22 protein-coding genes and 1 pseudogene are annotated in these 25,877 nt (G+C 72.6%); 7 read left to right on the plus strand and 16 right to left on the minus strand.

The annotated features are described in order from the left end of the window. The first annotated feature begins 52 nt into the window (after nt 1-52). Nucleotides 53-529 carry a carboxymuconolactone decarboxylase family protein gene (locus ACF1A1_RS21235; RefSeq protein ID WP_392001815.1) on the plus strand — a complete coding sequence of 159 codons (477 nt, stop codon included), beginning with the start codon at nt 53-55 and terminating at the stop codon, nt 527-529. 201 nt (nt 530-730) lie between these two features. Here ACF1A1_RS21235 and ACF1A1_RS21240 read toward each other — a convergent pair whose 3' ends face one another. Further along, nucleotides 731-2,224 carry an acyl-CoA synthetase gene (locus tag ACF1A1_RS21240; RefSeq protein WP_392001816.1) on the minus strand — a complete coding sequence of 498 codons (1,494 nt, stop codon included), beginning with the start codon at nt 2,222-2,224 and terminating at the stop codon, nt 731-733. A 322-nt stretch (nt 2,225-2,546) separates the two neighbouring features. On the opposite strand from ACF1A1_RS21240, the pseudogene ACF1A1_RS21245 reads away from it, so the two are divergent. Continuing rightward, nucleotides 2,547-2,903 (plus strand): annotated as a pseudogene (locus tag ACF1A1_RS21245) (MarR family transcriptional regulator); the annotation flags it as partial. A gap of 96 nt (nt 2,904-2,999) precedes the next feature. Further along, nucleotides 3,000-5,402, plus strand: a complete 2,403-nt coding sequence (locus tag ACF1A1_RS21250; protein WP_392001817.1) for a penicillin acylase family protein — start codon at nt 3,000-3,002, stop codon at nt 5,400-5,402. A 3-nt stretch (nt 5,403-5,405) separates the two neighbouring features. Here the strand turns inward: ACF1A1_RS21250 and ACF1A1_RS21255 are convergent, their stop codons facing one another. The 5 genes from ACF1A1_RS21255 to ACF1A1_RS21275 all read right to left on the minus strand — a co-directional run bounded on the left by ACF1A1_RS21255 (nt 5,406) and on the right by ACF1A1_RS21275 (nt 10,891). Then, complete coding sequence (locus ACF1A1_RS21255; protein ID WP_392001819.1) at nt 5,406-6,959, minus strand: acyl-CoA synthetase; 1,554 nt, start codon at nt 6,957-6,959, stop codon at nt 5,406-5,408. Beyond that, nucleotides 6,956-8,065 (minus strand): NAD(P)H-dependent flavin oxidoreductase, encoded by a 1,110-nt coding sequence (locus ACF1A1_RS21260; protein WP_392001821.1) that lies wholly within the window; start codon nt 8,063-8,065, stop codon nt 6,956-6,958. The genes ACF1A1_RS21255 and ACF1A1_RS21260 overlap by 4 nt, the downstream gene beginning before the upstream one ends. Nucleotides 8,066-8,284: 219 nt before the next feature. Next, nucleotides 8,285-8,476: a DUF2795 domain-containing protein gene (locus tag ACF1A1_RS21265; RefSeq protein ID WP_189942423.1), complete on the minus strand. Its 192-nt coding sequence runs from the start codon at nt 8,474-8,476 to the stop codon at nt 8,285-8,287. Between the two features lie 73 nt (nt 8,477-8,549). Then, nucleotides 8,550-10,127: a phytoene desaturase family protein gene (locus tag ACF1A1_RS21270; protein WP_392001822.1), complete on the minus strand. Its 1,578-nt coding sequence runs from the start codon at nt 10,125-10,127 to the stop codon at nt 8,550-8,552. Between the two features lie 65 nt (nt 10,128-10,192). After that, the gene (locus ACF1A1_RS21275) at nt 10,193-10,891 is read right to left on the minus strand and encodes a class I SAM-dependent methyltransferase (RefSeq protein ID WP_392001824.1); all 699 of its coding nucleotides are present in this window, start codon (nt 10,889-10,891) and stop codon (nt 10,193-10,195) included. A gap of 87 nt (nt 10,892-10,978) precedes the next feature. On the opposite strand from ACF1A1_RS21275, the gene ACF1A1_RS21280 reads away from it, so the two are divergent. Next, nucleotides 10,979-11,827, plus strand: coding sequence for an NUDIX domain-containing protein (locus ACF1A1_RS21280; protein ID WP_392001825.1), 849 nt, complete (start codon nt 10,979-10,981; stop codon nt 11,825-11,827). Between the two features lie 4 nt (nt 11,828-11,831). Here the strand turns inward: ACF1A1_RS21280 and ACF1A1_RS21285 are convergent, their stop codons facing one another. The 9 genes from ACF1A1_RS21285 to ACF1A1_RS21325 all read right to left on the minus strand — a co-directional run bounded on the left by ACF1A1_RS21285 (nt 11,832) and on the right by ACF1A1_RS21325 (nt 21,919). Beyond that, on the minus strand, nt 11,832-12,677 hold the full coding sequence (locus ACF1A1_RS21285; RefSeq protein WP_392001826.1) for an oxygenase MpaB family protein: 846 nt from the start codon (nt 12,675-12,677) through the stop codon (nt 11,832-11,834). Between the two features lie 199 nt (nt 12,678-12,876). Then, nucleotides 12,877-13,923 carry a LacI family DNA-binding transcriptional regulator gene (locus ACF1A1_RS21290; protein ID WP_392001827.1) on the minus strand — a complete coding sequence of 349 codons (1,047 nt, stop codon included), beginning with the start codon at nt 13,921-13,923 and terminating at the stop codon, nt 12,877-12,879. A gap of 359 nt (nt 13,924-14,282) precedes the next feature. Then, nucleotides 14,283-15,806, minus strand: coding sequence for an alpha-N-arabinofuranosidase (locus ACF1A1_RS21295; RefSeq protein WP_392001829.1), 1,524 nt, complete (start codon nt 15,804-15,806; stop codon nt 14,283-14,285). Between the two features lie 62 nt (nt 15,807-15,868). Next, nucleotides 15,869-16,942, minus strand: a complete 1,074-nt coding sequence (locus ACF1A1_RS21300) for a lactonase family protein (RefSeq protein WP_392001831.1) — start codon at nt 16,940-16,942, stop codon at nt 15,869-15,871. A gap of 64 nt (nt 16,943-17,006) precedes the next feature. Next, the gene (locus ACF1A1_RS21305) at nt 17,007-17,966 is read right to left on the minus strand and encodes a sugar kinase (RefSeq protein ID WP_392001833.1); all 960 of its coding nucleotides are present in this window, start codon (nt 17,964-17,966) and stop codon (nt 17,007-17,009) included. After that, nucleotides 17,963-18,634, minus strand: coding sequence for a bifunctional 4-hydroxy-2-oxoglutarate aldolase/2-dehydro-3-deoxy-phosphogluconate aldolase (locus ACF1A1_RS21310; RefSeq protein ID WP_392001835.1), 672 nt, complete (start codon nt 18,632-18,634; stop codon nt 17,963-17,965). The genes ACF1A1_RS21305 and ACF1A1_RS21310 overlap by 4 nt, the downstream gene beginning before the upstream one ends. A gap of 86 nt (nt 18,635-18,720) precedes the next feature. Further along, nucleotides 18,721-19,545 (minus strand): carbohydrate ABC transporter permease, encoded by an 825-nt coding sequence (locus ACF1A1_RS21315; protein WP_392001837.1) that lies wholly within the window; start codon nt 19,543-19,545, stop codon nt 18,721-18,723. Continuing rightward, complete coding sequence (locus ACF1A1_RS21320) at nt 19,542-20,573, minus strand: carbohydrate ABC transporter permease (protein WP_392001838.1); 1,032 nt, start codon at nt 20,571-20,573, stop codon at nt 19,542-19,544. The genes ACF1A1_RS21315 and ACF1A1_RS21320 overlap by 4 nt, the downstream gene beginning before the upstream one ends. Next, nucleotides 20,570-21,919 carry an extracellular solute-binding protein gene (locus tag ACF1A1_RS21325; protein WP_392001840.1) on the minus strand — a complete coding sequence of 450 codons (1,350 nt, stop codon included), beginning with the start codon at nt 21,917-21,919 and terminating at the stop codon, nt 20,570-20,572. The genes ACF1A1_RS21320 and ACF1A1_RS21325 overlap by 4 nt, the downstream gene beginning before the upstream one ends. 483 nt (nt 21,920-22,402) lie before the next feature. Here ACF1A1_RS21325 and ACF1A1_RS21330 point away from each other — a divergent pair, with 483 nt between their 5' ends. From ACF1A1_RS21330 to dgoD, 3 genes are all read left to right on the plus strand, one after another. Further along, complete coding sequence (locus tag ACF1A1_RS21330; protein ID WP_392001841.1) at nt 22,403-23,443, plus strand: LacI family DNA-binding transcriptional regulator; 1,041 nt, start codon at nt 22,403-22,405, stop codon at nt 23,441-23,443. After that, complete coding sequence (locus tag ACF1A1_RS21335) at nt 23,440-24,204, plus strand: SDR family NAD(P)-dependent oxidoreductase (RefSeq protein ID WP_392001843.1); 765 nt, start codon at nt 23,440-23,442, stop codon at nt 24,202-24,204. Before ACF1A1_RS21330 ends, ACF1A1_RS21335 begins: the two co-directional genes overlap by 4 nt. Nucleotides 24,205-24,341: 137 nt before the next feature. Continuing rightward, nucleotides 24,342-25,487 carry a galactonate dehydratase gene (dgoD, locus tag ACF1A1_RS21340; protein WP_392001845.1) on the plus strand — a complete coding sequence of 382 codons (1,146 nt, stop codon included), beginning with the start codon at nt 24,342-24,344 and terminating at the stop codon, nt 25,485-25,487. A gap of 152 nt (nt 25,488-25,639) precedes the next feature. Here dgoD and ACF1A1_RS21345 read toward each other — a convergent pair whose 3' ends face one another. After that, nucleotides 25,640-25,825, minus strand: coding sequence for an RICIN domain-containing protein (locus tag ACF1A1_RS21345; RefSeq protein WP_392001846.1), 186 nt, complete (start codon nt 25,823-25,825; stop codon nt 25,640-25,642). Nucleotides 25,826-25,877: the final 52 nt, after the last annotated feature.

Below are 25,877 nucleotides of genomic sequence, written 5' to 3' on the forward strand. Positions count from 1 at the left end.
CCGGCTGTCCCGTCACTCAGGTGTATCCACCGACGACGGCAGGGAGAACACCATGGAAGCCCGCTTGAACCTCCTGGGCAGCCCGCTCGCGGCCAAGGCCCTCAGGCACATCGCCTCCGCGAGCAAGGTGATCGTCACCGACTCGACGCTGCCGACCGCGACGAAGGACCTGGTGATGCTCCGGGCCAGCCAGATCAACGGCTGCGGCTTCTGCACCGACATGCACAGCAAGGACGCCGCGCACGCCGGGGAGACCTCGGCGCGCCTCAACCTGGTCGCGGCCTGGCGGGAGGCCACGGTGTTCACCGATGCCGAGCGCGCCGCCCTGGAGGTGACGGAGCAGGGCACCCGCATCGCCGACGGGGCCGGCGGGGTCACGGACGAGGCCTGGGCGAACGCCGCCAAGCACTACGACGAGGAGCAGCTCGGCGCCCTGGTGTCGCTCATCGCCCTCATCAACGCCGTCAACCGGCTGAACGTCATCGTCCAGCAGCCCGCCGGCGACTACCGGCCCGGCCAGTTCGGATGACGGAGCGCAGCCGACCGGGCCCGCCGGCGTCATCGGCCACCGGCAGCCCCGGACACCGCTCGCCGCAGCCCGGGGCGTCGCTCCGGTCCGTCCGGCGGTCCGTCACCGACGGGCCCCGACCGGGCCCGTCCGTGTCGCCGCGTCGGCTCCGCAGAGGGGCGGGTCCTCGACCTCGCGGCCCCGGCGTTCCGTTCCGTCGGTTCAGGCGAACCGCTCCCGCAGTTCCCGCTTGAGGATCTTGCCGCTGGCGTTGCGCGGCAGCGCGTCCACGAACAGCACCTTCTTCGGTGCCTTGAAGGCGGCGAGCGTGTCGCGGGCGTGGGCGACGAGTTCGGCCTCCGTGACCTCGCCGCGGGGGACGACGACCGCGGTGACCACCTCGATCCACTTCTCGTCGGGCAGACCGATGACCGCCGCCTCGGCGACGGCCTCGTGGGTGTAGAGGGCGTCCTCGACCTGGCGGGAGGCGACCAGCACACCACCGGAGTTGATGACGTCCTTCACCCGGTCGACGATGGTGAAGTAGCCGTGGGCGTCGCGGACGGCGAGGTCGCCGGAGTGGAACCAGCCGTCGCGGAAGGCCTCCGCGGTCTCCTCGGGCTTGTCCCAGTACCCCTCGCACAACTGCGGGGAGCGGTAGACGATTTCACCGGGTGTGCCGTCGGGGACGTCCTCGCCGTTCTCGTCGACGACCCGGGCGTCCACGAACAGGACCGTACGGCCGCAGGAGTCCATGCGGCCCTTGTGCTCGTCGGGGGCCAGGACGGTGGCGAGCGGGCCGATCTCACTCTGGCCGAAGCAGTTGTAGAAGGCCAGCTTCGGGAGGCGTTCGCGCAGGCGTTCCAGGACCGGGACCGGCATGACGGACGCCCCGTAGTACGCCTTGCGCAGCCCGCTGAGGTCGCGGGTGGCGAAGTCGGGGCGGTTGGCCAGGCCGATCCACACGGTGGGCGGGGCGAAGACGCTGTCGACCCGGTCCGCCTCGATCAGGTCGAACAGCCGGTCGCCGTCGGGTGCGTCCAGGATGAGGTTCGTGGCGCCGACGGCGAGGTACGGCAGCAGGAACACGTGCATCTGCGCCGAGTGGTACAGCGGCAGCGAGTGCGCGGGGCGGTCCCCGGCGCTCAGATCGAGGGCGGTGATCGCGCTCAGGTACTCGTGCACCAGGGCGCGGTGGGTCATCATCGCGCCCTTGGGCAGGGCCGTCGTGCCCGAGGTGTAGAGGAGTTGGACCAGGTCCTCGCTGCGCGGCTCGGGGCCGTCGTACGCAGGAGCCGTGGCCAGCCGGGCGAGGAGCGAGTCGTCGGTGTCACGCAGCGGCAACGCGCGTACGCCGTCGGGGAGTCGGCCCGCCAGGTCGGGGTCGGTCAGGACGAGGGCGCTGCCCGACTGGCCGACGATGTACGCGAGGTCGTCGCCGGTGAGGTTCTGGTTGACGGGGACGTGCACCAGGCCGGCGCGGGCGCAGGCGAGGAACGCGATGAGGTAGGCGTCCGAGTTGTGGCCGTAGGCGCCGACCCGGTCGCCGGGGGCGAGCCCCTGGCCGAGCAGGGCGCTCGCGGCGCGCGAGACGGCCTCGTCGAGTTCCTCGTAGGTCCAGGTGCGGTCGCGGTACTCGACCGCGACGCGTGCCGGGGTGCGGCGGGCGCTGCGCCGCAGCACCCCGTCGACTGTGCTGCCGTGTCCGGGCGTCATGACGCATGATCCTCGGACGGCGGCCGGGGCGGGTCAAGTCGACCGCCCCGGCCGGACCGTCAGGCCACCGCGCCGGCCACTCCGTGGCGTCCGTCCGGGACCCGACGACGGTCACGATCGTCTCCTCGCGGATCTTCTCCCCGAGCACCGCCGCCACCGCGTCGGCCGTGGCGCCGATCAGCCGGGCGGGGGCGTCGGGGACCTGCGGCAGGTGGTGGGCAGGCGGCCTCGCGCATGCTGAGGGTGACCGACGGGGCGACCCTGTCCGTCGGGAGGCCGCCGACGCCCCGCCGGTGCCTCGGCAGCCCGATCAGGTCGACTCCTGCGCTCCCTCTCCCTGGCTCCGCGCCACCTCTCCCTGCTGGCGTAGCTGCTGTTCGACGGGACGATGACCGTCAACGAACTGGCCGCCCGCCTCGAGGTCGCCCCGACCACGGTGAGCCTGCTGATCGGCGACCTGAGCCGGAAGGGCATCCTGGAGAGGCGGGAGAACGAGCGGGACCGGCGCCGCCGGATCGTCGCGGTCGCGGCCGACCACGAGCCGGCGATCTCGGCCTGGCTCGCCCCGGGAGCGGCGGCCTGGCGCAGCGCCCTCGCCCCGCTGACGCCCGCTCAGCGACGGCTGGTCGTCGACACGTTGCTCGCGTACGAGGCCGCGGTGGACGCGGAACGGGAGTGAGTCCGGATCCCGCTCAACCCCGACCGGGGCCCATGACGCGGGACATACCCGCTGGTACGCTCGGCCGCTCGTTCCCCGACGATGTTGGGAGGCACGATGCGCACCCGTCTGAGACGACTCGTCGTCGCCGCCGTCGCCCTGCTGACCGCCGCCACGGGCACCCCTCCCGCGACCGGGTACCAGGACCAGCCGGCCCACCGGGACCACCCCTCCGCCGGCGGTCTGTCCGCCGTCATCCGCTACACCGAGTACGGCATTCCGCACATCCTCGCGAAGGACTACGCGGACCTCGGCTTCGGCACCGGCTGGGCGCAGGCCGCCGACCAGGTGTGCACGCTCGCCGACGGTTTCGTGACCGTGCGCGGTGAGCGGTCGCGGTTCTTCGGGCCCGACGCCGCGTCCGACTTCTCGCTCTCCTCGGCCACCGGGAACCTCTCCAGCGACCTGTACTTCCGCGGGGTGCGGGAGGCGGGCACGGTGGAGAAGCTGCTCGCGCGGCCGGCGCCCGCAGGCCCCAGCCGTACCGCCAAGGAGCTGATGCGGGGCTTCGCGGCCGGGTACAACGCCTGGCTGCGGCAGAACCGGATCACCGACCCCGCCTGCGAGGGAGCCGCCTGGGTGCGGCCGGTCACCACGCTCGACGTGGCCGCGCGGGGCTACGCGCTCGCCGTCCTCGGCGGCCAGGGCCGGGCCGTCGACGGCATCACCGCCGCCCAGCCGCCCACCACGCCCTCCCGCACGTCGGTCGACGCCCGGGCCACCGCCCGCGCCGCCGCCGAACTCTTCGCCGCCGACTCCGCCGGCATGGGCTCCAACGCGGTCGCCTTCGCCGGCGCCACCACGGCGAACGGCCGGGGTCTGCTGCTCGGCAACCCGCACTACCCCTGGCAGGGCGGCCGCCGCTTCTGGCAGTCGCAGCAGACCATCCCGGGCAGGCTGAACGTCTCGGGCGCCGCCCTGCTCGGCACGGCGACCGTGTCCATCGGTCACAACGCCCACGTCGCCTGGAGCCACACCGTCGCCACCGGCGTCCCCCTCAGCCTGCACCAGCTCACGCTGGACCCGGCCGACCCGACGGTGTACCTGGTGGACGGCAGGCCGGAGCGCATGACGAAGCGGACCGTCACCGTCGCGGTGCGGGACGGCAGCCCGGTGACCCGCACCCAGTGGTGGACGCGCCACGGCCCGGTCGTCACCGCCCTGGGCCCCACCCTGGCCCTGCCCTGGACGACCACGACGGCGTACGCCCTCAACGACCCGAACGCCACCAACCTCCGCGCCTCCGACACCTCGCTGGGCTTCGGCGAGGCCCGTGGCACGGCCGACGTTCTCGCCTCCCTCCGCCGCACCCAGGGGCTGCCCTGGGTGAACACGATCGCCGCGGACTCCGGTGGCCACACCCTGTTCACCCAGTCCCAGGTACTGCCCCGCATCACCGACGCGCTGGCCCGGCGCTGCTCCACCCCGCTCGGCGAGGCCACCTATCCCGCCTCCGGGGTGGCGGTCCTCGACGGCTCCCGCGGCGACTGCGCCCTCGGCCGCGACCCCGACGCGGTCGAACCCGGCATCTTCGGACCCGCCCACCTGCCCACCCTCCAGGACGCCCCGTACGCGGAGAACTCCAACGACAGCGCCTGGCTGGCCAACGCCGACCGGCCCCTGACGGGCTACGAGCGGGTGTTCGGCACGATCGGCACCGCGCGCTCGCTGCGCACCAGGGGTGCGATCGAGGACGTGTCGGCGCTGGCCCGGCGGGGTGGCCTGACCGTGCGGGACCTGCAACGGCAGCAGTTCGCCAACCGCGTTCCCGCCGCCGGTCTGGCCGCGGCGGACGCGGCGGCGGCATGCGCCGGCCTGCCGGGCGGGACGGCGACCGGCACCGGCGGCCGGGTGGTCGACGTGAGCGAGGCGTGCGGGGTGCTGGCGGCGTGGGACCGCAGAGCCGACACCGGCAGCCGGGGCGCACTGCTCTTCGACCGGTTCTGGCGCAGGTTCCCCGCGGCCCGGCAGTGGAAGGTGCCCTTCTCCGCGGCCGACCCCGTCCGTACCCCGAACACCCTCGACACGGACGCCCCCGCCTTCACCACGGCCCTCGCGGACGCGGTCGCCGAGCTGCGCGCGGCCGGCATCCCGCTCGACGCCCCGCTCGGCGACCACCAGTTCGTCGTACGGAACGACAGGCGCGTCCCCGTCCCGGGCGGCACCGAGTCACTCGGCGTCTGGAACAAGGTGGAGCCCGTGTGGAACCCCGCGGGCGGCGGCTACACGGAGGTGACGACCGGCTCCAGCTACGTCCAGGCCGTCGGCTGGGACGGCAGCCGCTGCCCGGTGGCCCGGACACTGCTGGCCTACTCGCAGTCCTCGAACCCCGGCTCCCCCCACTTCGACGACCAGACCCGGTTGTTCTCCGGGGAGAAGTGGGTGACGTCCCGGTTCTGCGAGAAGGACATCCTGGCGTCGCCCGCGCTGAGGGTGGTGCGGGCGAGTGAACGCCGGTGACCCTCACACGGGCCGGCTGCGGCCCTCCCAGTACGGCTCCCGCAGCCGCCGCTTGTACAGCTTGCCGTTGGGGTCGCGGGGCATCTCGGTGATGAAGTCGATGCTCCTGGGCCGCTTGTAGCCGGCCAGCCGGTCGGCGCAGTGGGCGAGGAGGGCGGCGGCGAGGCCGGGGCCGGCGTCGTGGCCGGGGGCCGGTTCGACGACGGCCTTGACCTCCTCGCCCCAGTCGTCGTGCGGGATGCCGAAGGCGGCGGCGTCGGCGACGGCGGGGTGGGCGAGCAGGGCGGACTCGATCTCGGCCGGGTAGATGTTGACACCGCCGGAGATGATCAGGTCGATCTTGCGGTCACGGAGGAAGAGGTAGCCGTCCTCGTCGAGGTGGCCGAGGTCGCCGACGGTGAAGAAGTCGCCGATGCGGTTCTTCCGCGTCTTGCTCTCGTCCTTGTGGTAGCTGAACCCGCCCGTGCTCATCTTCATGTACACGGTGCCGAGTTCACCGGGCGGGAGCCGGTTGCCGTCGTCGTCGAAGATCGCGAGTTCGCTGATGGGCCACGCCTTGCCGACCGTGCCGGGCTTCTTCAGCCAGTCCTCGGCCGTGGCGAAGGCGCCGCCGCCCTCGCTGGCCGCGTAGTACTCCTCCACGCAGTCGCCCCACCAGTCGATCATCGCCCGTTTGACGTGGTCGGGGCAGGGCGCGGCGCCGTGGATGGCGTGCCGCATGGACGAGACGTCGTACGCCTGCCGGACGGGCTCGGGCAGGGCGAGCAGGCGGTGGAACTGGGTCGGGACCATATGGGTGTGCGTGCACCGGTGGACGTCGATGAGGCGGAGCATCTCCTCGGGCGTCCACTTGTCCATGACAACCAGGCGGTGGCCGATGTGCAGGGACGCGCCCGCGAACTGGAGTACGGCGGTGTGGTAGAGCGGCGAGCAGACGAGGTGCGCGTTGTCGTCGAAGGGCCGGATGCCGAAGATGCCGAGGAAGCCGCCGAGGTACGCCTCCTCGGGGAGCTTGCCGGGCAGGGGGCGCCGGATGCCGCGCGGGCGGCCCGTCGTCCCGGAGGTGTAGTTCATGACCCAGCCGAGGGTGCGGTCGGCGGGCGCCGACTCCGGTCGGCCGTCGAGGAGTTCGGCGTACGGGCGGAAGCCCTCGGCCTCGCCGACGGCGTACCGGTGGGTGGCCGGGAGGCCGGCCTCGTCGGCGGCGGCGCGGGCCTGTCCGGCGAAGCGTTCGTGGGCGAGGAGGACCTTGGCGCCGGAGTCGGAGACGATCCAGGCGATCTCGGGGCCGACGAGGTGGTGGTTGACGGGGACGAGGTAGAAACCGGCCTGGGTGGCGGCCAGGTACGCGGTGAGGAACTCGGCCGAGTTGGGCAGGACGACCCCGAAGGCGTCACCGCGGTCGAGGCCGGCCGCGCGCAGTCCGTGCACGAGGCGGTTGGCGGCGGCGTGCAGGCGCCCGGCGGTCCACGCCTCGCCGTCGGGCGCGACGAGGACGGTGCGGTCGGGGTCCTGGGTGGCCTGGGCCCAGAAGCCGGCGGGGGGTGTGCTCGTCACCGGGCGCTCCTTCCGGCGATGCGGTGGACGCGGTCCACGGCCTGCTCGAAGCCGCGGGTGAGGTCGTCGAAGACGGCCTGGACGGTGCGGACGTCGTTCATCCGGCCGACGATCTGTCCGACGGGTGTACCGAGCAGGGGGTCGACCTCGTACTTCTGGATGCGGGAGACGGCCTCGGCGACGAGCAGTCCCTGGAGGGGCATCGGGAGGGTGCCGGGTCCGTCCGGGTCGTCCCAGGCGTCGGTCCACTCGGTACGGAGCTGGCGTGCGGGTTTCCCGGTGAGGGCGCGGGAGCGGACGGTGTCGCCGGAGCCGGCCGCGAGGAGCTTGCGGGTGAGGGCGGGCGAGTGCAGGTCCGCCTCGACGGTGGTCAGCCAGAGGGAGCCGAGCCAGACGCCCTGGGCGCCCAGGGCGAGGGCGGCGGCGATCTGCCGTCCGCTGCCGATGCCGCCGGCGGCCAGCACGGGCAGCGGGGCCACGGCGTCGACGGCCTCGGGGGTGAGCACCATGGAGGCGATCTCACCGGTGTGCCCGCCGGCCTCGTAGCCCTGGGCGACGACGATGTCGATGCCCGCCTCCTTGTGCTTCAGCGCGTGCCGGGCGCTGCCCGCGAGCGCGGCGACCAGCACGTCCCGCTCGTGGGCGCGGGCCACGACGTCGGCGGGCGGCGAGCCGAGGGCGTTGGCGAGCAGCCGGATCGGGTAGTCGAAGGCGACGTCGAGCTGGCTGCGGGCGACCTGCTCCATCCACCCGGTGATGCGCCACCCGGACGCCTCCCCCTCGGGCAGGTCGGGCACCCCGTACTTGGCGAGCGTCTCCCGTACGAACCGCCGGTGCCCCTCCGGGATCATCGCCTCGACGTCGGCCTCGGTGACGTCCTCGACCTTCTTCGCGGGCATGACGACGTCCAGGCCGTACGGGCGGCCGTCGACATGGGCCTCGATCCAGTCGAGGTCGCGTTTGAGGTCGTCGGGGGCGGTGTAGCGGACCGCGCCGAGCACGCCGAAACCGCCGGCGCGACTGATGGCCGCGGCGACGGCGGGGAACGGCGTGAAGCCGAAGACGGCGTGCTCGACTCCCAGGTGGTTGCTCAGCTCCGTCTGCATGGGCGCAGGATGCCGCAGCCGCCCGGACGACGGAAGAGGTTTTCTGATACCCCGTCAGATTTCATGCTCCTCGACCGGCCCGTCGGCCGGCCGAGGAAGCGCTCCACTCCTGTCGCGTACTCGTGGGAGGTCGACCACTCGCTACCGTGCGACCACTCGTGGCGACCACTCGTGGCAGGTCGACCACTCGTGGCAGGTCGATCGCCGACGGAAGGCCGGCTACTCGTTGAAGACGGCCTTCTGCACCTCGTTCGGCCCGTCGAAGTGGTCCTGCTTCAGGCCGTTGAGGCGGCTGACGACCTTGTCGTCGGCCTTGTTCTTGCGGGCACGCTCCACCAGGTGCTGCTTGTCCGTGGGGTAGTCCATGCCGCTGAGGGCTTTCTGCAGGTCGATGGGGCTGAGTTCCGCCATGACAGCCTCCTGTCATAGGTGCGGTCTTTCCGATATGCCGCGGTACCCATCCCCGCCCGCCCCATGCACCTCCTCAGCCTTCTCCTGCCTCCAGCACCGCCATCGCCGCGTTGTGCCCCGGCACCCCGCTCACCCCTCCTCCACGCACCGCGCCGGCCCCGCACAGCAGCACGTTGGCGTGCCGGGTCTCCACGCCCCAGCGGCCGGTGCCCTCCTGGGCGTGGGGCCAGGCGAGGCCGCGGTGGAAGATGTTCCCGCCGGGCAGACCGAGGTCGCGCTCCAGGTCCAGCGGGGTCTTCGCCTCGATGCAGGGGCGGCCGTCGGCGTCGATGGCCAGGCAGTCGGCGAGCGGTTCGGCCAGATGGGCGTCGAGCTGCGCGAGGGTCGACGTCAGCAGTTCCTCGCGGACGGCGTCGTTGTCCCGTGCGAAGAGCCGGGCCGGTGTGTGCAGCCCGAACAGCGTCAGCGTCTGGTAACCCCGCGCGGCCAGGTCCGGGCCGAGGATGCTCGGGTCGGTCAGGGAGTGACAGTAGATCTCCGAGGGCGGGGCGGTGGGCAGCTCTCCGGCCGCGGCCTGGGCGTGGGCGGTGGCCAGCTGCTCGTACCCCTCGGCAATGTGGAACGTGCCGGCGAAGGCCTCGCGCGGATCGACGGAGCCGTCCCGCAGCCGGGGCAGCCGCTCGAGCAGCATGTTCACCTTGAGCTGGGCGCCCTCGGCGGGCGGGGGCGGCTCGTCGCCGGTGAGGGCGGCGAGCGCCTGCGGGGAGGCGTTCACCAGCACGTGCCGGGCGGCGGCGACGCCCTCGCCGTCGGCGGTGCGGTAGGTGACCTCGGCGGTACGGCCGTCGGTGGCTATCCGTACCGCCTCGTGGCCGGTGGCGAGGACGGCGCCCGCCTCCCGGGCGGCGGCGGCCAGGGCGTCGGTGAGGGCGCCCATGCCGCCGACCGGGACGTCCCAGGCGCCGGTGCCGCCGCCGATGACGTGGTAGAGGAAGCAGCGGTTCTGCTGGAGGGAGGGGTCGTGGGCGTCGGCGAAGGTGCCGATGAGCGCGTCGGTGAGGACCACACCCCGCACCAGGTCGTCCGCGAAGTGCTCCTCGACGGCGACGCCGATCGGCTCCTCGAAGAGGGTCCGCCAGGCGTCCTCGTCGTCGACGCGGCGGCGCAGTTCCTCGCGGGTGGGCAGCGGCTCGGTGAGCGTCGGGAAGACCCGCTGGGCGACGCGCCCGGTCATGCCGTAGAAGCGCTGCCAGGCCGCGTACTCGCGCTCGCCGCCCGTGAGCCGGGCGAAGGCCTCCCGGGTGCGCTCCTCGCCCCCGCCCACGAGCAGCCCGGTCGGCCGCCCGCCGCGCTCGACGGGCGTGTACGAGGAGATGGTGCGGCTCTGGACGCGGAAGTCCAGGCCCAGGTCCCGCACGATCTTGTGCGGCAACAGGCTGACCAGGTACGAGTAGCGGGACAGCCGGGCGTCCACCCCGGCGAACGGGCGGGTGGACACGGCGGCGCCCCCGGTGTGGTCCAGCCGCTCCAGCACCAGCACGGACCGTCCGGCCCGGGCCAGGTAGGCGGCGGCGACCAGCCCGTTGTGGCCGCCGCCGACGATTACGGCGTCGTAGGCGTGGTGTCCCCGGTGTCCCTCGTGTGCAGGCATGGTTCTTCGTAACACGGGGCGATCAAGGTCGGCCAGGGGTGCGCCCGCGCCGGCCCGGCGGCGGGTCAGGGGCGGCGCACCCGCACGGCCAGGAAGGTCGGCGCGCGGTGCGTCTTCTCGTACCGGCCGGGATCGACCGGCCGGGCGTCCTCCGTGGCCCGCGGCTCCACCAGCTCCTCGAGGACGTATCCGGCGCCGAGGAGCTCGCCCAGGAACGTCTCCACCGTCATCCGCCGGTAGCTGATGGCGTGCCCCGCGCCGAACGGCAGGGTGACCCGGTCGTCGGCGAAGTAGGAGCCGCCGAAGTACATCCAGTCGGCGGTGGGGTGGGTGGTGGAGACGAGGAGGGCGCCGCCGGGCCGCAGGACGCGGCGGATCTCCGAGAGGAGCCGGGCGCGCGCCTCGACGTGGTGGTGGACGAGCGCCATCACGGCCAGGTCGAACGACCCGTCCGCCAGGAACGTCAGCGGTTGCTCCAGGTCGTGATGGTGGAGGGCGGCGGCGCGGTCGCCGAGCCGGGCGCGCGCCGCGCGCAGCAGGCTCTCGCTGCCGTCCACGCCGACGACCCGCGCGGCGCCCCTCCGCAGCAGTTCGGCGGCGTAGTGCCCGGCCCCGCAGCCGAGGTCCAGCACGTGCAGCCCGCCGACGTCACCGGCGAGCCGGAGCATGGCCGGGCGGTCGGTGTAGGCGTTGTAGACGCTCGTCGTCGCGCGGGCGGCGAACTGCTCGCCCATCTCGCCGTGGTACGCGGTCTGCGCTGTCATCCGCTCATCCAACCAGCTTGGACGGCGGGCCGGTTGGGCAGGCACAGGAGGTTCGCGCCGGCAGCGCGTCGTACCGGAAGGAGTCCCGTGACCACCGAGCCCCGCCAGGCCGCCGTCCTCCTGGTCAACCGGCGCGGCCAGTACCTGCTCCATCTGCGCGACGCGCACAGGCCGATCTGCGATCCGGGCACCTGGTCCCTGCCCGGAGGGGCCCGGGAGGGGGACGAGACGGCCGAGGAGGCCGTCGCACGCGAACTGCTGGAGGAGACGGGACTCGTGCTCGACGGCCTGACCCGCTTCACCGTCATCGACGACATCCAGGTGTTCCTGGGTGGTTGGGACGGCGATCCCGCGCTTCTGCCGGTCACCGAGGGCGTCATGTTCGCCTTCTTCGACGCCGCGACCACCGCGCGGCTGACGATGGCGCCGTGGGCGGCGGAGGTCCTCGCCCGCCACCGGGCCGACGGCACCACGCCGACGCCGCAGGCGCACGGGCGGCAGGCCGTCCGGAACGTCGTCGGGGTGCACCTCCACCTGGAGGACGACGGCCGGGTCCTGCTCGGCCTGCGCCACCCCGACTCGCCCTTCGCGCCGCTGCACCACCACTTCCTGGCCGGCCACTGCGAGCAGGAGTCCGCCGTCGCCTGCCTGATCCGGGAGGCCCGCGAGGAGGCGGGTCTCGTGATCGAGGCCCAGGACGTCGAACTGGCGCACACCGTCCACGTCGTGGACGCGCCCGGCGGGCAGCCGCGCCTCCAGCTCGTCTTCCGCGCCCGGCGCTGGCGCGGTGAGCCCCGGCTGCTGGAGCCGGACAAGTGCCTCGGCTGGGGGTGGTGGCCCCTCGACGCGCTGCCCGACCCGATGGTCCCCTACGCGCGAGCGGCCCTCGAAGGGATCCGCGACGGGCGGTCGTACACGGAGCTGGGCTGGGACTGAGCGCTCACCGCACGGCTCTGCGCGGTGCCGGACGCGCCCCGGGACCGAGCCGTGCCATGGCCCGGAGGATGTGCCTGGGCGGCAGCTGCCACCGCAGACGCGCGGGTACGGCGCGCAGGAGGGCGCCCGTGGCCCGCAACCCCCGGGTGACGGTGGCGGGCTGCGGGGCCCGTCTGCCGTACAGCTCGTGCGCGTACGGCGGCAGGGAGCCGTACGCCAGGTGTGCCACGTGCCGCCAGAGCAGGGCGCGTGCCGGGACGAGCAGGGGGTGCGTCGGCGGACGGAGCAGGAAGTCGTCCACCGCGCGTGCGTCGTCCCCGGCGGCGAGTTCGGGGCGCACCTTGTCGAAGTAGGCGTCCATCTCGGCCCTGTCGGCGGGCACGGCGTCGGGGTCGAGGCCCACCAGGCGGGCGCTGACGCGGTGTTCGGCGAGGTAGCGGTCGGCCGCCGCGTCGGTGAGGGGGTAGCCGGAGCGGCGCAGGACGTGCAGGTAGGAGTCGATCTCGGCGCAGTGCACCCACAGCAGCAGTTCCGGCTCGTCGACGCCGTACCGCTCCCCCGTGTCCGGGTCGGTCGCCGACAGCATGCGGTGGATCTTCCGCACCCGGGCGCCGGCCTTCTCGGCGGCCTCGGTGGTGCCGTACGTCGTGGTGCCGACGAAGGCGGCGGTCCGCATGAGGCGGCCCCAGGCGTCGCGCCGGAAGTCGGAGTTCTGCATGACGCCGCGCACCGCGCGCGGGTGCAGCGCCTGGAGGTAGAGCGCGCGGATTCCGGCGACCCACATCATGGGGTCGCCGTGCGCCTGCCATGTCACGGAGTCTGGGCCGAACAGCCCCGGGTCGCCGCTCATACCGGCAGTATGACCAGGATTCTCTGTACGGCGACGGCTTCGTTCACGATCCGTGCCCCGGCCTACGGCGCTGCCTGCCGAGGCGCGGGTGCGTCACGATCCCGCCACCGGGCTCCGGCTGGTCAGCCGCTGCGGTCCGTCGGCACCCGGAGGTGCGTGCGCCCCCGTCCCGCGGCCGAGAGGCCGTACGCCGCGTGCGTCACCGGGTCCTGCGGGTCGACGGGGGCGCGGTCGAGGCACGGAGGACGAGTTCGACCGGCGGATCGTTCGCCGGCGGCAGCTCCACGTCCGGCTTCTCGACGGCCCGCACCAGCAGCCGGAGCCCCTCCCGCGCCACGGCGTCGAACGGCTGACGCACCGTGGTCAGCGGAGGAGTCACGTAGGCGGACACGGGGATGTCGTCGAAGCCGACGACACTGACATCGTCCGGCACGCGCAGGCCGGCGTCCGACAGCGCGCGGATCAGGCCGATGGCCATGTCGTCGTTGGCCGCGAACACCGCGGTCAGGCCGCTGTCGAGGGCGAGTTCACGGCCCGCCGCGTACCCCGACGCGGCCGACCAGTCGCCCTCGATCACGGGCGGCTGCTCCCTGCCGCGCGCTGCGAGGGCCGCGCGCCAGCCGTCGAGGCGGTCCCGGGCGGCGAACCACTGCTGCGGACCGGCGAGGTGATGGACCGTCACATGTCCCAGGTCCAGAAGGTGTTCGGTGGCCGTCCGCGCCAGCTGCTCGGCGCCGACCCCCACGGCCACCACCCGGGGGCCGCCGAACGCGACCGGCGCGCCGAACACGAGGACGGGGACGTCGACGCTGCGCAAGACGGCTCCCTCGTCGATCGGTTCCGATACGACGATGCCGTCGACGCCCTGTTCCAGGAGCGACTCCACGGCGCCGGCCACACCTGCGGGGTCACCTTCGAGCGTGTTGACCACCCGGAGCGCGTACCCCGCGTCCCGGGCGGCCCGCTCGATGCCGATGAGCAGCGAGGCGGGCCCGTACAAGGCGGTCCCCAGCGTGACGACGCCGATCGAGCGGGTCCGCCCGGAGGCCAGAGCGCGGGCCGCGCTGTTCAACCGGTAGCCGAGTTCCTCGGCGGCTTCGAGCACACGCCGACGCACCTCGGCGGAGACGTAGCGCTCCCCGTTGAAGACCCTCGACACCGTCTTCTGCGAGACGCCGGCCAACCGGGCCACGTCCACACTGCGCGGCGCCGCGGGGCCGGTGCCCCGTCCTCCCACTCGCGTCATTGGTGTCTCCCGATGTCCGACGGTCCGAATCCTAGCCAGTCAGAGCCCTCGGCCCACCCCCGGCTGGTCGGCTGTGCGGCCGTGCTGTCCTGACCGCGCAGCCACGCCCGGGCCTCCGCCGACGACGGCCTGGAAGCCCTGCGCGCGACCCTCGCCCCCGACGTGGAGCGGACCGGGACGGCCGTTTCCCGCCGGCCGGTACCTACCGCACCCCTGACGGCGTCACCTCCCACCCATGGAGCGGCTCGCCAAGGAGTGGAACGACTGGATCGGCCGCGAAAGACCGGCCAGGACCCGCGCGGTGCGCCCGCGCGGGCCGAGGTCATGGTCCTTGCGGGAGAGCCCCGGGGGCGGGTCGGTCAGGCGCGTACCAGGCGGATCATGTTCCAGGACATGGGCTCGAGTTCGGCCCGCAGCACGCCGTCGGTGACGGTGGTGCCGGTCGCGGGGTGCGGGGCGACGCGGTCCGGCTGGTCCATGGTGTTGCGTGCCTCCGGGTCGGTGTCGGCCAGGACCAGGTGCTCGGCCACGGTGTGGGCCTCGACGCCGCGCAGGTCGATCTCCAGTGGCAGGGCGGTGCTCTGCCCGCGGTTGACGGCGAAGACGGTGACCGCGCCGCTCTCGTCGTCGGTCACGGCGGTGGCGTGGAGCAGCGGCACCTCGCCGAACCGGGCGGTGGGGTAGGTCGGGCTGTCCACCTCGACGCGCAGCACCCGGCCACGCCCGTGCGCCGACGCCTGGGCGAAGGGGAAGAAGGTGGTCTGCCGCCAGGCCGGGCCGCCCGGCTCGGTCATGATCGGCGCGATGACGTTGACGAGCTGGGCCAGTGAGGCGGCGGTGACCCGGTCGGCGTGCCGCAGCAGCGCGATGAGCAGCGAGCCGAAGACCACGGCGTCGGTGACGGTGTAGACGTCCTCCAGCAGGCGCGGGGCCTGCTGCCAGTCCTCCACCGCGTGCGGGTTGGGCCGCTCCTGGTACCAGACGTTCCACTCGTCGAAGGAGAGGTTGATCCGCTTCTTCGCCTTCAGGCGGGCGCGGACGTGGTCGCAGGTGGCGACGACGGACTCGATGAAGTGCTCCATGTCGACGGCCGACGCGAGGAAGGAATCCCGGTCGCCGTCGTCCCCCTCGTAGTAGTAGGCGTGCAGGGAGACGTGGTCCACCAGGTCGTAGGCGGCTTCCAGGACGGTGGCCTCCCACGCGGCGAAGGTCTCCATGCCGGAGGCCGAGCTGCCGCAGGCCACCAGCTCCAGACCGGGCTGGATCATCCTCATGGCGCGGGCCGTCTCGGCGGCGAGCCGCCCGTACTCCTCGGCCGTCTTGTGGCCGATCTGCCAGGGGCCGTCCATCTCGTTGCCCAGGCACCACATGCTGATGCCGTACGGCTCCTTGCCGCCGTGGGCGATGCGCTGGTCGGACAGCTCGGTGCCGCCCGGGTGGTTGCAGTACTCCAGCAGACGGACGGCGTCCTCCACCCCGCGGGTGCCGAGGTTGACGGCCATCATCGGTTCCGTACCGGTCTTGGCGCAGAAGTCCATGAACTCGCCCAGGCCGAACTCGTTGGTCTCGGTGGTCTTCCAGGCGAGGTCCAGCCGGACCGGCCGCTCCTCGCGCGGGCCGACGCTGTCCTCCCAGCGGTAGCCGGAGACGAAGTTGCCGCCCGGGTAGCGCACGGTGGTGACGCCGAGTTCCCGGATCAGCTCCAGGACGTCCTGGCGCAGGCCGTCGGCGTCGGCGGCCGGGTGGCCGGGCTCGTAGAGGCCGGTGTAGACGCAGCGGCCGAGGTGTTCGACGAAGGAACCGTACAGACGGGGATGGACGGCACCGATGCCGAAGGCCGAGTCGAGGGTGAAGCGGGCGGGGGTGGAGCCGGCGTGGGACAAGGGATTGCCTTTCGGGGCGTACGGCGGTCTCTCGCGCCGTACTGGACGAACAGGAGGAGCGGTCAGAGCGCGAGTGCGCACACCACCGAGGGGACGGGGACCGCCGGGCCGGCCGGCTGGAGGTCGCCCGAGTCCAGGACCCGCAGCACGGCGAGCGTTCCGCCGTGCTGGTTGGCGACGAGCAGATGTGCGGCGGCCCAGGTCAGACCGCGGGGCCAGGCACCGTCGGTGGGGACCTCGCCGATCGGGGTGAGGCCGGTGTCGGTGACCCTGAAGGCGGCCACCGTGTCCGCGCCGCGGTTGGTCACCCACACGTGGCGCCCGCAGGGCGAGGCGACGATTCCGCCTGGCTGGTTGGTGACGTCCTCGGCGGTCGTGGCGGCGACGTGCGCGATCTCCGTGAGGGTGCCCGTGTCGGGGTCGTAGCGGTGGCAGGTGACGGTGGAGGACAGTTCGTCCGCGCTGAACACCAGCTCACCGCCGGGGGCGAAGGCGAGGTGGCGGGGGCCGGAGCCGGGGCGCAGCCGGTTCACCGCCGTCCGGTGGAGGGTGCCCGTGCGGGTGTCCAGCCGGTAGGTGAAGACCGCGTCCGCGCCCAGGTCGGTGGCGAGGACGTGACGGCCCGCCGGGTCGACGAGCACCTGGTGGGCGTGGCTGCCCTCCTGCCGTCCGGCGACCGGGCCCGACCCCTCGTGGACGGCGACGTCGGTCAGCTCCAGCGGGCGTCCGTCCGCGTCGAGGCGGAGCACGCCGACGCTGCCGGGAGCTGTGTCGCTGCCGTAGTTCGCGGTCAGCAGCCAGCCCCCGTCCGGGTGGACGGTGAGGTGGCAGGGGTTGGCGCCGCCGCTGTCGAGCGGGGCGCCCAGCGGGGTCGGTGAACCGTCGCGCTGCCGGGCGACGGCGCTGACGGTTCCGGGGTCGGTCTCGTTCGTGCTGTAGACGACGTCGAGGGAGGGGTGCGCGGCCAGGAAGGAGGCTCCGCTGACGGCCAGGGGCGCCACCTCGTCGTCGTACGACAGTCGGCCGGTCGACGGATCGAGCCGCAGGGCGGCGAGCCCGGTTCCGGCACCGCCGGTGTCGGGGGTGTAGGAGCCGGTGAGGACGTGAACAGCTTGGTGCGAGGCGGGCGTTGGCATGGGGCTTCCCGGTGGTTCCTTGGATCGGGGCATGGGTGTGGCACAGTCCGCGCCCGGTCGGCGTTCAGCGGACGATGTCGTCGTGGTGGTCGAGCAGGTCCAGTTCGTGGCGCCTGGGCAGGCCCTCCCAGTCGCCCGTGGTGCTGACGGCGAAGGCGCCGAGCACCGCCGCCGTCCGCAGCCGGTGTTCCGGCGGCTGGCCGGCGAGCAGTTCCGCGAGGTACCCGGCCGCGAACGCGTCTCCCGCTCCCACGGAGTCGTGCACGGTGACGGGCACGGCGGGCTCCCGGTACTCCCGGCCGTCGAGGAGGGCGTACGCGCCCTCGGCGCCGAGCTTGACCACGGCTCCGGCGGGTCCGAGGTCGCAGATGCCCCGGGCGAGTTCCTCCGGGGTGTCGGCGCCGGGCACCACGAGCCGGGCCTCGTGCGGTCCCGCGAAGACCAGGTCGCTCCTGCGCAGCAGAGGCAGAAGCGTGCGCCTGGCGTCGGCCTCGCTCCACAGCAGGGAGCGGTAGTTGATGTCCAGGGAGACCGGGACTCCCGCGTCGACGGCGATGTCCACGGCGCGGGTGACGGCCTGGGACGGCCCTTCGCCCAGCGCCGGGGTGATTCCGGTGATGTGCAGGACCGCCGCTCCGGCGACGAGGTCCTCGGGGATGTCCTCGGCGGACAACCGGGAGCCCGCCGTGTGGGTGCGGTAGTAGCGCGTACGGCTGTGTGTGGCCGTACGGCGTTCCCGCAGCAGCAGCGAGGTGGGGGCGGGGTCGCGTGCGACGACCGTGGTGACGCCCTCCGCGCGGAGCTCGCGGAGAATGAGGTCACCGAGAGAATCGTCGCTGACGCGGCCGATCCAGGTGGCGGATCCGCCGAGGCGGCTGACCGCGACGGCGACGTTCGACTCCGCTCCGGCGAGTCCGAGGCGCAGACCGGATCCCAGGGCGAGCGGGCCGGTTTCGGGCGCGGCGAGGACCGCGAGGGCCTCGCCGACGGTCACCAAGTGACGTTGCGGGGTCGGGTGGTTCACCTGCGCGCCTCCTGAACAGCGGGCGTGGCCCGGATGGCGTCCAGCAGGGTGCGGGCCCTCGCGGTGACGGCGCCCAGGGCCTCCGGTGCCGGGTCCCGGTCGGCGCCGCGCAGCAGCGGGGAGCCGATGCCCACGGCGTGGGCGCCCGCGTCGAGGTAGTCGCGCGCCCGGTCGACGCCGACTCCGCCGACGGCGACGAGCGGGACGTGCGGCAGCGGGGCCCGCAGCTGTCGCAGATGGGCGGGGCCGCCGGTGCTCGCCGGGAAGAGCTTGACGGCGGCGGCGCCCGCCCGCCAGGCGGTGGACACCTCGGTGGGTGTCCAGGCGCCCGGGTAGCACGGAATGCCGCCGTCGGCGGCGCCGCGGATCACCTCGGTGTCCACGACGGGGGCCACCAGGAACCCGGCCCCGGCCGCGAGCGCGTTCCGCGCGTCCCGGGTGGTGATCACCGTGCCGGCGCCGACCGCCACCCCCGGCCCGAGTTCGTCCCGGATGGCGGCCAGTGCGTCGAGGGCGCCCGAGGTGGTGAGGGTGATTTCCAGGCAGGTGATGCCGCCCTCCGCGAGGGCCCGGGCCACGGCGGGCAGTCCGCTCGCGTCGGCCGACCGCAGGATGGCCATGACCCGGGTCCGGTCCAGCTGCGGGGTGAGGGCGGGACGCTCCGTCATGAACCCACCGCCGCCGGGGAGTTGCCGGTGCCCAGGGTGTCGGTCATGAGAAGTTCCTTTGCGAGATGGTGCGTCGGTGAACAGCGTCACTTGAGCCCGGAGGTGGAGATCCCGGAGATGAAGCCGCGCTGCATGATCAGGAACAGCGCGAGCACGGGTACGACGTACATCACCGCACCGGCGGCGACCACGTTGTGGAGTTGGGCCCCGTGCTGGTTGACGTAGCCGGTGGCGAGCTTGACCGCGAGGGTGGTGCGGGCGTCGTCCAGCAGCAGGGCCGGCGCGATGTAGTCGCCCCAGGTCCAGGAGAAGGACAGGATCAGGCTGGTGGCGATGACCGGCCAGGACTGCGGCAGGAAGATCCGCCAGAAGACGCGGATCTGCCCGCAGCCGTCGACGATCGCCGCCTCCTCCAGTTCCTTCGGCATGTTGGTGAAGAACTGCCGGAACAGGAAGATGAGATACGGCGCACCGCACAGACCCCACAGCACCCACGGCATGTAGGTGTTGATCAGGTGGAGCTTGGCGAACATCAGATAGGTCGGGATGAGCGTGATCACGCCCGGCAGCATCATCGTCGACAGCAGCACGCCGAAGATGGCCTTCTTGCCCGGGGCCTCCAGCCGGGCGAAGCCGAAGCCCGCCCAGGCCGAGGCGAGGGTGACGAGCACCGCGTAGACGACGGCGATCGTCAGCGAGTTGCGGGCGTAGCCGAGGTAGTCGAAGAGGGTCAGCGCCTCGCGGAAGTTGCCGAAGCTGGGATCGTGCGGCCACCAGTGGATGGGGAAGGCGCGCAGCTCGGACGCGTCCTTGAGCGCGGTGATCGCGAGCCAGCCGAAGGGGCTGAGCATCAGCACCAGGATGGCGATCAGGATCATGTAGACGGTGGTGCGCCGGGAGAGCACGCTCATCGGCCGCCTCCCATCGTGCGGGCCTTGGGCTTCGCCGGCTCCGGCTCCACGGAGTAGAAGACCGCGCCCTTGCTGAGCCTGAAGATGAGGAAGGTGACGACGCAGATGATCGCGAAGAGCACCCACAGCAGGGCGGAGGCGTAACCGTAGCGGCCGTTGGCGAAGTACTGGGCGAAGACGTGGATCATGTAGAAGTAGTTGCTCTCGGGCACGGACGTGACGCCCCTGGGCGTGGGGTCGAGCGCGATGAGCAGCGGCATGAAGGACTGGAGCGCGCCGATGATGCCGGTGACGACCTGGAAGAAGATCACCGGGGACAGCAGCGGCAGGGTGATGCGGGTGAAGGACTGCCAGGGACTGGCGCCGTCCATCCTGGCCGCTTCGTTCAGCTCCTTGGGGATGTCCTGCAGCCCCGCCAGCGAGATGATCATGCCGTTGCCCGCGGCCCACATCGTCAGCACGATCAGCACCCACCGGGCGTACGGGTCGACCAGCCAGGTGACGCCGTTGATACCGGCCATGTCCAGGGCGCCGTTCGCAGCGCCCGAGTCACGGTCGAAGATCAGCTTGAAGGTGAGAGCGGCGCCCACCGGCGGCACCACCGCCGGCAGGTACAGCAGGGTGCGGAACAACCCGCGGGCCCGGATGGGCTGGTTCACCAGCACCGCCAGCAGCAGTCCCGCCGCGATCGTCAGCGGCACCGTGATCGCGGTGAACACCCCGGTGCGCCACAGGGCGTTCATCGTGTCCGGGTCGGAGAAGACCTCCCGGTAGTTGTCCAGCCCCACGAAGCGCGAGTTGTTCGACAACCCGTCGGCGTTGGTGAAGCTCAGCCACAGCGCGTAGCCCAGCGGGAAGGCCGTCAGGGCCAGGAAGCCCAGGACCCAGGGCCCGGTGAACACATAGAACGCCCGCGCCCGGCGGGTCCGCAGCGAGGCCGGTCTGCGCGGCGAGCCGGCCGGCCGGCGGGCCGGGGACGACGCCGCCCCCGGCCCGGCGGCCTGATCGACGAGCTGGCCGGTGCTCACCCCACCAGCTCCTTGCCCTGGGCGATCTGCTCGTTCATGAGCCTGTTGAGCTCGTCGGCGACCTTGCCCGCGGACGTCTTGGCCTTGATGGCCTTCGGCAGCACCTTGTTGATGACCCCCTCCAGGGCGGTCAGCTGGGCGTACGGGGTGAACGACAGTACGGAGAAGTGCGCCAGCTCCTGCTCCTGCACCTTGAAGGCCTGCTTCTGGAACTCCGTGCCCTGCGGCATCCTCGAGCGCAGCGACGTCAGGCTGGGGATGCCCCAGCCGCTCGCGGCCCGCTCCTCGCCGGGCTTGCCCGCGAAGTAGTACTCGAAGAACTTCCAGGCCGCGTCCTTGTTCTTCGCCGCCTTGGGGATCCAGTAGCCGGTGGCGGCGAAGCAGGAGCTGACGCGGTTGCCGCCGAGCTGCGGAGCGGGTGCGAAGCGCGACACCTCGGCGACCTTGGGGTCGCCGCCGATCGCGCCGCTGAACCAGTAGCCGTCGCAGGCCATCGCCATCCGCCCGGCCTGGTAGGTCGGCCAGTCCCAGCCGTCCGGGTTCGGATTGGCGACGTTCGGGCCGATGTCGGCCCGCGCGTACTCCAGGTACCACGTCAGTGCCTTGAGCGCCTCGGGCGAGGACAGGTCGACCGACGCCAGGTCCTCGGCGAACAGGCTCCCGCCGGCCGAGGCCGTCATGCCCATGAGCATGGAGAAGGTTCCGAGTCCCGCGGCGCTCAGCCCGTAGACCTTGACCTTGCCGAGCCTGCGCTTGGTCAGCTGCTTGCCCAGGTCGAGCCACTCGTCGTACGACAGCGGCTCGGTCTCGCTGGGCAGATCCAGCTTCGCCGCCTCGAACATGTCCGTGCGGTACCAGAACATCTGGTCCTGCGAGTAGTCCTTGGCGATGCCGTAGCGGGGCCCCGCGCCCTGTTTCCGGCCGTCATAGCGCCAGACGTCGTTGACCGGGTCGAGGTCGGACGCCTTGAGCACCGAGCTGTCGGCGAAGTACGGGTCCAGGTCGGCCATCAGCCCGCGTGCGGCGAAGTACGGCGTCTCCACCGCACCCAGGCCGCGCACCACGTCCGGCGGGTTCTTCGCCGCCAGCATGGCGTTGAGCTTGGTCTCGTCCCGGACGACGAAGTTGATCTTTATGCCCAGCGCCGTCCCGGCCGCCTGGATGACCTTCTTCTCATCCTCGGTGGACATGACGGTGAGCGTCGTACTGCCGCTCTTCGAACCGCCGCCGCCCGATCCGTCGTCGACGGAGGCGGCACAGCCGGACAGCGCGGCCGCGCCGAGCGCGGCACCGGAGAAGGTGAGGAAACGGCGTCTGTCGAGGGACCCAGTGGTCGGGACGGGCATGCTGATGAGCCTTTCTGCGGGGAGTACGGCGCGTGCGGTGCATGCGGAGCTGCCGCGAGGAGCGGACAGAGGCATGGGTGGGCCGCGGAAGCGAGCCGGGAAGGCAGCGCCCGGCACGCTCGTCGGCGGTGGGGAACGTCCCGGGCCGGACGCGCACACGTCGTCGTACACGTGTGGCGGCGTCGGTCTCGGCCGACCGCGAGGCGACGGTGGTCGCGTCCGCGGTGAGCCTGCGGGGCACCTCAGGGCACACCCCACCCATGGACGGGATGGCTGAGATGTTGCCGTGGACGGGCTGACCGGTTTCTGTGGCTCTGCCCAGATGTATCGCTTATTTCCGTCTGAGGAAACCGGTTGACTGAAGGTGCGGCGAACGTTAGGTTGCGGCGCCAGAAGGTGTCAAGGGGATCGTCAAGAGGTCATAACAAGCCATCGACAACACACTCGAGTGGCCCGAGGCACACAGCGGAAAGGGAGACCCACATGCCGGAACAGCCCGTGAGGGCCAGGCTGGTGGATGTCGCGGAGAGGGCCGGGGTTTCCAAGGCCACCGTGTCGAAGGTGCTCAACGGCCGGGAGGACCTGTCCGTCCGGCCGGAGACCCGGCGCCGCGTCCACGAGGCCGCCGAAGCGCTGGGCTACCGCCCCCACTCCGGGGCCCGGGCCCTGGCCGGCGCCAGCACGCATGCCCTGGCCCTGCTCGTCCCCGCCCTCGCCAACCCCACGTACGTCACCATCGCCCGCGGCGCCTACCAGCGCGCCCGTGAGCTGGGCTATCTCTCCCTGCTGGCCGAGGACTTCGACGGGCAGGAAGCCGACGAGTCGTTCAACGACCTGGTGCAGGAAGGCCGGGTCGACGGACTGCTCATCGCCTCCGCGCGCCCCGGCCACCCCCTGCTGGACACCCTGAGCCGCAGCCCGGTCCCGCACGTCTTCCTCAACCGCTCGGTGGAGGGCTCCGGCCGGAACGTCACCATGGACGTGGCCCGTTCCAGCGTCACCGCCCTCGACCACCTGCACTCCCTCGGTCACCGCGCGGTCGGCCACATCGCGGGTCCGCCGGGCATCTCCCCCAGTGAGGTCCGCAAGGAGGCGTTCCTGCGGCACGCCGAGGAACTCGGCCTGTCCGCCGCTCCTGTCGCGTCCGGTGACTTCACCGAGGACGGCGGTGTGTCCGCGGCACGGGAACTGCTGCGTCCGGCCGACGGCGGTACCCGCCCGCCGGTCACCGCGCTCTACACCAGCTCCCTCGCCCAGGCCATCGGCGCCATGTCGGCGGTCCGGGACCTCGGCCTGCGGATCCCCGAGGACGTCTCCGTGGTCGGGAACGACGACCTGCCGGTCGCCGGCCACCTCTCCCCGCCGCTGACCACCGTGGCGATGCCCCTGTACGAGCTGGGCACCGCCGCCGTGGAGGCCCTGGTGGCCGACATCGAGGGGGCGCCCGTGGGAGACGTCGTCGTCCCCACGGAACCGCGCATGGTGCTGCGAGGCTCAACAGCGAGACCGGGAGAAGCCCCATGAGCCGGGCAGGTCTCACCCGCTTCACGGGCCGCACGGCCCTGCTCACCGCGGCCGCCTCCGGCATCGGCGAGGCCACCGCCCACCGCCTGGCCGCCGAAGGGGCGTCGGTCCTCGTCACCGACGTGGACGCCGAGGGCGCCCGCCGGGTCGCCGACAAGATCACCGCCGAGGGAGGACGGGCCAGGCACCGCGGGCTCGACGTCACCTCGGGCGACGCCTGGACCGAGGCCGTCGAGGCGGTGGCGTCCTGGACAGGTCACCTCGACGTGCTGCACCTCAACGCCGGCCGGAACCTCCCCGGGGCGGCGCACGAGCTGGACGACGCCGGCTGGCACGACCAGCTGCGTCTCTGCCTCGACTCGGTGTTCTACGGCGTCCGGGCCACGGTTCCCCTGCTGCGGGCCGCCCGTGGCGCGGTGGTCATCACCTCGTCCATCCACGCGGCCCTCGGTTTCAAGGGCTTCCCCGCGTACGCGGCGGCCAAGGGCGGCATCGACGCCCTGGTACGCCAGCTCGCCGTCGAGTACGGCGGGGAGATCAGGTTCAACTCCGTCCTCCCCGGGTCCGTGGTCACGGCCCTGTGGGCGCGGACGCCCGAGGAGTACAAGGCCCGGGCCGCCGCGCGCACCCCGGTCGGCCGGCTCGGCACCCCCGAGGACATCGCCGCCGCCGTGGCCTTCTTCGCCTCCGACGACGCCTCGTTCGTCACCGGCCAGAACCTGCTCGTGGACGGCGGCCGCAGCATCACCTCACAGGAGTAGCCCGGGGCGGCCGGCTGTCCGGCAACACCCCGCGCGACCGCTCCTCCCCGGCCGTCCTTCATCCCGTACACCCGCGACACCCCTGCCCGCACCCATCGGCCCCTCGGGCCGTGCACCAGGACCCGGAGGTCCGCACCATGAAGATCACTGGATACGAACTCTTCCTCGTCGAACCACGCTGGCTCTTCCTGCGGGTCGACACCGACGAGGGCATCTCCGGCTGGGGCGAACCCATCGTCGAGGGCAGGGCGCACACCGTCGCGAAGTGCGTCGAGGAGATGTTCGACCACCTCGTGGGGCAGGACCCGGCCCGCATCGAGGAGCACTGGCAGCTGCTCGCCAAGGGCGGCTTCTACCGCGGCGGCGTCGTCCTCAACAGCGCCCTGGCCGGCATCGACCAGGCCCTGTGGGACATCGCGGGCAAGACCCACGGTGTGCCGGTGTACCAACTGCTCGGCGGCCATGTGCGCGACCGGGTGCGGGTCTACGGCTGGGTCGGCGGGGAGACGCTCGAGCAGTTGGGCGAGTCGGCGGCCGAGCAGGTCGCCAAGGGCTTGACCGCGGTCAAGCTCAACCCCTGCGGCCAGCTGGAGCCGCTCGCCACGGCCGGTGCCATCAACGCCATCGTCGACTGCGTGAGCACGGTGCGCGAGGCCATCGGTCCGGACCGCGACCTGGCGCTGGACTTCCACGGCCGGTTCAGCGGGGCGATGTCCCGCCGGGTCCTGCCGTTCCTGGAGCCGCTGCTGCCGATGTTCGTGGAGGAGCCGGTCCTGCCCGAGTTCTCCCGGGACCTCGGCGCCGTGGTGCGCTCCACCTCGATCCCCATCGCGACCGGTGAACGGCTCTACTCCCGCTGGGACTTCCGCTCCGTGCTGTCGGACGGCATCGCCGTGGCCCAGCCGGACATCAGCCACGCCGGAGGCATCTCCGAGACCCGGCGCATCGCCTCGATGGCCGAGGCGTACGACATCCTGGTGGCTCCGCACTGCCCGCTCGGGCCCATCGCACTGGCCGCGAGCCTGCAACTCGACTTCGCCATCCCCAACTTCCTCATCCAGGAACAGGCGCTCGGCATCGGCTACGGGGACAGCAGCGGACTGCTGGACTACCTCGTGGACCCGGAGGCCTTCGCCTTCCGCGACGGCTACATCGAACGCCCGACCGCCCCGGGCCTGGGCATCACGATCGACGAGGACGCGGTCCGCGCCGCCGCCGAACGCGGCCACCACTGGCGCAACCCCGTGTGGCGCAACGCGGACGGCTCGCTGGCCTCCTGGTAGCGGCCCGGCCTGCTCTGTGCGCGCGCCTGGATCCGTGCAGCCCTTCAGAGAAGTCCTGTCGGGCCGGCGAGTCGTCACGTGTGGCGAATCTGTGCTGCCGGGCCTTCGGGGTGCGGCCGCGCGTCGGCGCCGCACCCCGTCGGTTCGTTCCCCTAGGCGCGGCTCCACTGCTGGTGGGCGTTGCCCAGCGCGGTCCACAGCCGCACTTTCGACCCGTTGGCCGTCACCCGGTTGGTGACGTCGACGGCGAGACCGTTGGAGCGCCCACCGAGTGATACGGACCAGCGCCTGTCTCCCCTGCCCCCGCAGGTGCGGGCGCCGCCGCGGGCTTCCGCCACGCGGCCGGGCGGGGCGGAACCCCGCCGACCACTTGACCACAGCGCCCGTAAC

It is taken from the genome of Streptomyces sp. NPDC014995 (assembly GCF_043080745.1).
Lineage (GTDB): Bacteria > Actinomycetota > Actinomycetes > Streptomycetales > Streptomycetaceae > Streptomyces.

Excerpts from the sequence above, each read along its gene's own strand:
- ACF1A1_RS21270 (WP_392001822.1), bottom strand. The coding sequence starts at position 10,127 with ATGCCTGCACACGAGGGACACCGGGGACACCACGCCTACGACGCCGTA.
- dgoD (WP_392001845.1), top strand. The coding sequence starts at position 24,342 with ATGAAGATCACTGGATACGAACTCTTCCTCGTCGAACCACGCTGGCTC.
- ACF1A1_RS21335 (WP_392001843.1), top strand. The coding sequence starts at position 23,440 with ATGAGCCGGGCAGGTCTCACCCGCTTCACGGGCCGCACGGCCCTGCTC.
- ACF1A1_RS21250 (WP_392001817.1), top strand. The coding sequence starts at position 3,000 with ATGCGCACCCGTCTGAGACGACTCGTCGTCGCCGCCGTCGCCCTGCTG.
- ACF1A1_RS21315 (WP_392001837.1), bottom strand. The coding sequence starts at position 19,545 with ATGAGCGTGCTCTCCCGGCGCACCACCGTCTACATGATCCTGATCGCC.
- ACF1A1_RS21260 (WP_392001821.1), bottom strand. The coding sequence starts at position 8,065 with ATGCAGACGGAGCTGAGCAACCACCTGGGAGTCGAGCACGCCGTCTTC.
- ACF1A1_RS21300 (WP_392001831.1), bottom strand. The coding sequence starts at position 16,942 with ATGCCAACGCCCGCCTCGCACCAAGCTGTTCACGTCCTCACCGGCTCC.
- ACF1A1_RS21240 (WP_392001816.1), bottom strand. The coding sequence starts at position 2,224 with ATGACGCCCGGACACGGCAGCACAGTCGACGGGGTGCTGCGGCGCAGC.
- ACF1A1_RS21290 (WP_392001827.1), bottom strand. The coding sequence starts at position 13,923 with ATGACGCGAGTGGGAGGACGGGGCACCGGCCCCGCGGCGCCGCGCAGT.
- ACF1A1_RS21275 (WP_392001824.1), bottom strand. The coding sequence starts at position 10,891 with ATGACAGCGCAGACCGCGTACCACGGCGAGATGGGCGAGCAGTTCGCC.
- ACF1A1_RS21285 (WP_392001826.1), bottom strand. The coding sequence starts at position 12,677 with ATGAGCGGCGACCCGGGGCTGTTCGGCCCAGACTCCGTGACATGGCAG.
- ACF1A1_RS21310 (WP_392001835.1), bottom strand. The coding sequence starts at position 18,634 with ATGACGGAGCGTCCCGCCCTCACCCCGCAGCTGGACCGGACCCGGGTC.
- ACF1A1_RS21265 (WP_189942423.1), bottom strand. The coding sequence starts at position 8,476 with ATGGCGGAACTCAGCCCCATCGACCTGCAGAAAGCCCTCAGCGGCATG.
- ACF1A1_RS21235 (WP_392001815.1), top strand. The coding sequence starts at position 53 with ATGGAAGCCCGCTTGAACCTCCTGGGCAGCCCGCTCGCGGCCAAGGCC.
- ACF1A1_RS21325 (WP_392001840.1), bottom strand. The coding sequence starts at position 21,919 with ATGCCCGTCCCGACCACTGGGTCCCTCGACAGACGCCGTTTCCTCACC.
- ACF1A1_RS21330 (WP_392001841.1), top strand. The coding sequence starts at position 22,403 with ATGCCGGAACAGCCCGTGAGGGCCAGGCTGGTGGATGTCGCGGAGAGG.